Origin of the sequence: uncultured Ruthenibacterium sp. (assembly GCF_963558415.1) — a bacterium.
Lineage (GTDB): Bacteria > Bacillota > Clostridia > Oscillospirales > Ruminococcaceae > Ruthenibacterium.
Map to the genome: position 1 here is coordinate 1 of NZ_CAUWGY010000106.1, position 6,740 is coordinate 6,740.

Consider the following 6,740-nt stretch of genomic DNA (forward strand, 5'->3'; position numbering starts at 1 on the left):
AACCCGGCTGCAGCCTGTGCAGAAATTATGCAGCTTGTAAAGTTTGTACGTCAAAGTCATCAGCCGCCAAAGGTGAATTTTCTGTGGGGCTCCTTGGATTTTGTAGGTGTGGTGGAAAGTGCCACTGCGCAGTACACCATGTTTTCGCCTTCCGGTACACCGGTGAAAGCTCGGGTAACGTTGGTAATTGTAGGCGAGGAGCGCTCAGTAGTGCAACAGAGCACACAGCAACCGAATGAGTCACCGAACCGTACCAAGGAACGGACACTGGCACAGGGAGATCAACTTTGGATGATTGCAGGGCAGGAGTACGACGATCCGGCACAGTGGAAAGTGATTGCCAAGGCAAACGATATTTTGAATCCTCGCAAACTGGAAAAAGCAGTTGTGTTGAAAGTTCCGTCCATCAAATAGAGTTGCGCAGGAAGGAGAGAGTGCCATGGACCTGATGACGGCCAGCACCAGTTACCAGATGCTGAAAACAAAATATCAGGATTTTCGGGCACCTACTGTACGTGTGCGAGTGGACGGCACCGACATAACGGAAAATTTAAAAGCGCACCTTTCCAATGTTACGGCGGACTTAAGCTGCGGATATGCTGCATCGGGGATATCTTTTGATGTAATAGGTGAGTACGATTACGAGCAGTCCACTTTTTCTCAAAAGGGTGCGGCGAAAATCCTTCAATTGGGTGCCAAAGTGGAACTGGAGTTGGGATATATCCGTACGGAAACGGTGTTCAGCGGTTTGATAGCGGAAATCCGATACGAGTTTGAAGAGGACGATGCACCGTATATTCATGTGGAGTGCATGGATGCAAAATGTCTTTTGATGAAAATGCAGCGGCTTGAGATTCGGAGTGAAAAAAAGATTGCTCCGGTAGTAAATGCACTGCTGGGTCAGCAGCCCGTGAGCACCTATCTGACTGGGCGTACTGTTCAATTAACCGAGGATGAAAAAGAACCGCTGCAGTTCCACATGGATAGCGATTACGATTTTCTTGTTCGTCAGGCTCAGTACACCGGATGCGAATTTTTTATTTTTGCCGGCAAGGCCTACTTTCGCCAGCCGCCAAAGGCCTCTTCTCCGGTCATGACACTAGAACCTAAAATGGGTATTCGCCAGGCCAGCTTTTCACTGCGGGGGGCATCACTTGTCAAAAAAGTGACCGTGACCGGCGTGGATCCGACCAGTGATAAGCCGGTATCAGGCAGCGCATCGGCTTCGGGAAGCTTTGGAAAAGGAGCAGGTGCCAACCGGATGTTGACGGGTACCGAACGCACTTACTTCGACCCGCGAACGACCAGCGCCAAGGATGCCGTGGCCAGGGCCAAAGTGCTGATGGAAGGAGTCCAACAGCAATTTGGAGTTCTCACCTGTCAATGCATGGGATTGCCAGAACTTGTTCCGGGACGTTGGATCAAGATCGATGGTTTTATGGATGAGGCAAAAAAGAGCTTTTACATTACGGATGTCCGCCATGTGTATTCTGAAAGCGGATTTATTACGACTTTTGATGCGAGGATCAGTAGCCTATGAGTGAAATTACACAGCTTTTAGACGAAAATGGAACCTTTGGGCAAGACCCTACCTTGCGTCAGTCACCTCTGTTCGTACAGGGAAAGGTGACCGATAACGGAGACAAAGAAAACGCAGGCATGGTAAAAGTAGAATTTTTGTCTTGGAAAAGCGGAAGCAATATCTGCCAATGGATGCCTGTGTTGCGCTCCTGTGCAGGCACAGATTATGGCTCCTACGTAATGCCGGAAGTGGGAGATGTGGTATTGGTGGGTTTTTTAGGCGCAGACATGCGTCGTCCTTTCGTACTGGGCACGTTGTATCCGGCTGGTGCCAAATATCCAGGCCAGTGCTTTACAGATAAAAATACGGTGAAGTCCTTTCGCACAAAAGGTGGTCACCAAGTGGTGCTTTCTGAAGAAAAGGATAAGGCTGTGTGCACCGTCACCACTCCGGGCGGCCTGAGTGTTTGTTTGGACGATGAAAAGCAGTGCATAACGTTGTCCGATAAAAATCAAAAAAATCTTTTGCGGCTGGACTGTAAAAACGGTGGAGCAGAACTGAATGCCGATTCCAAAATCGTTTTGAAAACAGGAAAATGTACCCTGACGCTGGATGGAAAAGGCGGCGAAATGAAGTTGGAATGTGATCGATTGACGGCTAAGGCAAGTCAACAGGTTCAGATTTCTGCCAATCAAATGCTTCAGCTTTCCGGCGGAATGCTCAAGGCGGAGGGAAAGCAAACCGTTCAGGTAAAGGGCAGTGCCATGACGGAAATTTCTGGCGGTATGGTAAAAATCAATTGATATCACAACCGTTTTTTTCTAAAAATGAGAGAAGGAGTCAAAAATGGCAGGCACAAGAGACTTTTTGGGCACAGGTTGGACTTTTCCACCCAGAGTGGATAGCGCGACTGGCCGTTTTAAAACCAGCAGCGAGGAGGAAAATATTCGCCAGTCGGTGCGAATTATTTTGACCACTCGTTGCGGAGAACGTGCCATGCGTCCGGACTTCGGGTGCAACCTGCATGATTATATATTTGAATTGCCTGACCAAGGCGCCCTGACTCGAATTCGGGCAGAAGTGGTGGAGGCGCTGACCCTGTGGGAACCGCGGATTTTGGACATCGGGGTAGAAGTGGATCTGGAACATTTGAATCAGGGGCAGGTATGGTTTAACGTGCACTATACAGTCCGCTCCACCAATAATCCTAACAATTTGGTGTTTCCTTACTATTTGTACGAAGGCATTGGGGATGAAATGTAACTGCAAGGGAGGTCACATAAATGGAACAGGGAAATACAGCGCTGCGCAAAAGGCTGGAGGCGCTGGCCCGGGCCTATGTGCCCCAGTGGCATTTTGATCCGGATGATCCAGATGTAGGCAGTGTGGCTGCACTGCTGCTGGAAGATATGGTGGCCGATAGTGAAAAACGATTTGAAGATATTTTGCGGCTACACAAGATTCACTATTTAAACCTTTTTGATCGGTTGCGGCCAGATATTTCGGCTCCTGCCCGCAGTTATGTGTGTTTTCAACCAGTGGCCGGGTCCGGTGAACCGGTGTACGTTCCAAAAGGCACCGAACTTTTAGCGGACAGCGAAGACGGAGAACCGTCGTTGACATTTGAAACCACTGAAAGCATCACTGTCAGTGAAGCACGGCTCAATACCATTGTTTCAGTGGAACAATCAACAGATCGGATTGTTACCGTTCTGGACGGAGATGATGCGGCACGCTGTGTTTTCACTCCGTTTGACCCCGTACCGGACAGCGAGTCACATCACATTTTCACGTTGGCATTTGACCGTGGCCTTGCCGAGTTGGATGAAGGTGAATTGGGGCTGAAGGTGATTACCCCTGACCCGGAACAGGCACAGGCGGCTGCCACACGTTTGACGGACCCTTCGGTTGTCTTTTTCATACCTGAAGTTGAAGGAGAATACATCTTGTCCTCACCCCGGCTTGAAAAAGATACACTTTGGTTTTCGGTAGCTTCGAAACAGTTCTTGCCGGTGGAGTTTGACGGCGTATCCAGATATCTTTTGTGTGCTCGGGCCAATGCACCCATCGATTTAAGTTTGTCCGGTGCAGTACTTACATTTTCTCGCAGCAACATTGTGCCTCAGGATGTGCGTTGCGGTGGCGTGATGCAAACACCGGGACATTTTTATCCGTTTGGAAGTCCGCTGGAGTTATATGGAGAATGCGGAATAGAGTGTCCGGCTGTATTCGACCGGCCAGGTGCCACCATAACGATGGAATTCGATTTGAATTTTGAGACATTGGAGCAGAAGCTGCCGGAAGTAGAGATTGAAGTAGACTATAAAGTCATCATGAAAAAGACCGTGCAGGCGCCCCGTCCTGAGACAAGAGATGTACAACCGGACTATGTGCTGGTGGAGTATCTGAGCACGCGAGGGTGGAAGCGCCTTTTGGCGGATGAGCATGTTGCGCTTTTATTTAATGGATCGGCTCAAGGCCATGTAAAACTGGATTTTATCTGTCCTGCGGATTTTTTGCCATCCGGAGAACTGGCGGGAGATTATCGGTTGCGATTTCGGTTGATGCGTGCGGACGGATTGTATCAGCTTCCCTGCCGGCAGCACATTCCTGTGATGAGCGGTTTGCATTTTTCGTATCGTTATGAAGACAATCCTTTAAAACCCTGTCAGGCCCAAACAGTAAATAATTTTGTATCTCAGGATTTGCTTTTGGCTTGGGGCAAAGGGAAAAGCACGCCATTGTTTTTTACAAATGAGCGGCGAGGAGCCTGTTTGTATTTTGGATTTGATGAATCGCCTCAGGGAAGTCCTCTCAGTCTGTATTTTGAAGTGGAGAACAACGAGGACCTGCCTTTGGACTATTCGGTAGAATATCTATCGCCTATGGGATTTGCTCCGGTTCAGGTCCAAGATGGAACAGGCGGGCTTTTGTATTCTGGCACACTGTTGGCGTTGGTTCCAGCCGATGCGGCCAGGAGTACGCTGTATGGAAAAAATCGCTACTGGCTGCGTTTGGTCTGTAGGGATGATTTGGCTATGCGTCCCGGAATGCCTCTTGTGCGGGGCATCATTATGAACATGGTTCCGGTAGAAAATCGCAAAACTCGAATCGAAGAATTTTATGTGGACGATCTCAGTGCACCGGTCCGGTTCCAACTAGGGGAAAAGCCGGTTTTGTCCGCCCGTGTTTATGTAAACGAGATGCAGGAGGACCGGCCGGATGAAGATCACTGGGTTTTGTGGCAACGCCGAAAATATGCGGCTCAACGAGGACGGTTTTATGAACTGGACAGTGCCGAAGGTGCGGTGACATTTGATCGGCATACTTTTTCGGTTTATGTCCCGCCCCAGGGAGCTGCATCGGTTCGGGTGGAATATCAGAGTTATCAGGGAAAGCAGGGAAATATCCCGCAGGGTTCCATCCATACGATGGCCGCTCCGATTCGGCACATTGCACACTTGTCCAATCCGCTGGCTGCCTATGGTGGAACGGAGGATCAGGATGAGACAGCCGCTGCAAAGTTGGTCTCCAATCTTTTGCGTACGCGTGGACGTGCGGTCAGTGAACGGGACTACTTTGATATTATTTCGCAGCTAGGGTGCGGAGTGCGCCAAATCAAATGTTGCGCAGGGAAGAATCGGCAGGGAGCCGATGCGCCAGATACCATTACGGTGGCGCTGTTGATTGACGAGTACGAAAAGGGCAGTCATATTTTTTCTACGGTCAAGGATACTGTGCGTCACGCGCTTACCGCTGAGAGCGGCATTTTGCCTTTGGGAAAGACATTGGTGTTGTGCCAACCGCGATTTGTTCGTTTTTCTGTACGTATTTGGGTGCGCTGCACCGCTATGGAAAGCGTATATGAAGTACAACGTCGCACCAATGATAACATCCGCCGTTTCCTAGACCCTCTGGCGGGTGGATTTGACGGCCGTGGTTGGAAAATCGGTGTGTTGCCGACGGCAGGCCAGCTACTGGCTTTTGTAAAAATGAAAGATCCGGATTTGCGTGTGGAGCGAATGGCGTTGGTGGCATGTGCGGGTGGCCGCGAATATGCCGTGGATAACGAGTTTCCGGAGCGGATAAAAGATCCATTTGCTATGGCTGTGAACGGAGAACACACTGTGTACGTGGATTTGGATTAAATTTATGCTGTGCGGTTGCAATCCGCCGGCAATTTCCGGAGGTGTCTTATGCTGCAAGTGCCACGCCTGGACGGCGATGATTATAAATCTATTTTTGAGCGTGCGAAAGCACGCATCCCAACATTGACCGATGAGTGGACCAATTTCAATGCTGCGGATCCTGGCATTACCACGCTGGAAACTTTTGCATGGCTGTTTGATACATTGCATTATTATATGAATGCCTCAGGGGAAGTACATCGTTTGCGATATTTCAAACTGTTGGGGATTCAGCCTGTGCACAGAGCGGCAGAATGCGTTTTGGCGTTGGAAGGTTCGGCTGAAATAGATGTTCCCAAAGGAGCGCGCATTTGGGCAGAAGATATTCCCTTTGAGACGCAAGAAGCCTTTCATGGGCCAGCCAATTCTTTAATCGCGGTCTATTTGGAACAGAACGGCTGTCTTGTGAATCAGACCGATCGGGCCGGTGTGGACGGTGGATTTGCGCCCTTATTTTCTCCGGACAGTGCGAAAGGGTCGTGTTTGTATCTTGGGTTTGCACAGCCATTGGTTGGCAAAGTACGGTTGTATTTGGAACTTGAAGAACAAGGACGCACTCCCTTTGATGAAAGGTTTTCTTTGGCGAAGCTGGTTTGGGAAGTCTTCGATGAAGGTTGGCATCCTGTCCAGATAGAAAACGATGAAACCTGCGGCTTTTTGCGCAGCGGATTTTTGAAATTTTCTACACAGCGCACATCGGGTCATCCACAAAATTTGGTGCCCGGCTATTATTTGCGTTGCCGCCTTGAAGAAAATCACTACGATCTAACGCCTCGGCTCGGGCGGGTTTTGCCCTGTTGTGTGCACGCTTTACAGGTGCAAACTTGGGCTCGTACAGAAGAATTCGTCAGTGATGGCGGCAAGGTGTTGGAACCGGATTTTTTTGTTGCAGAAAATACATTGGTTGCTGTATTTGTTCGGCATGCGGATCACCAAGAGTATGTTCAGTGGTGTGGATTCAGCCCATCTCCGATGGATCTTGCCTTTGTAAAAATGTCTGAAAAGGCCGGCAGAGCGAACATATATTTTAA

Annotated in this window: 4 protein-coding genes and 2 pseudogenes; all 6 read left to right on the top strand. The window is 49.4% G+C overall.

Going from position 1 to position 6,740, the window contains the following annotated elements; all coding sequences use genetic code 11:
* Positions 1-414, top strand: a pseudogene (locus AB5H98_RS12210) (hypothetical protein); the annotation flags it as partial.
* A gap of 25 nt (positions 415-439) precedes the next feature.
* On the top strand, positions 440-1,540 hold the full coding sequence (locus AB5H98_RS12215) for a phage late control D family protein (RefSeq protein ID WP_367926172.1): 1,101 nt from the start codon (positions 440-442) through the stop codon (positions 1,538-1,540).
* Positions 1,537-2,325: a phage baseplate assembly protein V gene (locus AB5H98_RS12220; protein WP_367926173.1), complete on the top strand. Its 789-nt coding sequence runs from the start codon at positions 1,537-1,539 to the stop codon at positions 2,323-2,325. Before AB5H98_RS12215 ends, AB5H98_RS12220 begins: the two co-directional genes overlap by 4 nt.
* A gap of 43 nt (positions 2,326-2,368) precedes the next feature.
* Positions 2,369-2,785 carry a GPW/gp25 family protein gene (locus tag AB5H98_RS12225; RefSeq protein ID WP_367926174.1) on the top strand — a complete coding sequence of 139 codons (417 nt, stop codon included), beginning with the start codon at positions 2,369-2,371 and terminating at the stop codon, positions 2,783-2,785.
* Between the two features lie 20 nt (positions 2,786-2,805).
* A complete protein-coding gene (locus tag AB5H98_RS12230) occupies positions 2,806-5,670 on the top strand; it encodes a hypothetical protein (protein WP_367926175.1) in 2,865 nt (954 codons plus the stop codon).
* Between the two features lie 48 nt (positions 5,671-5,718).
* Positions 5,719-6,740 (top strand): annotated as a pseudogene (locus AB5H98_RS12235) (hypothetical protein); the annotation flags it as partial.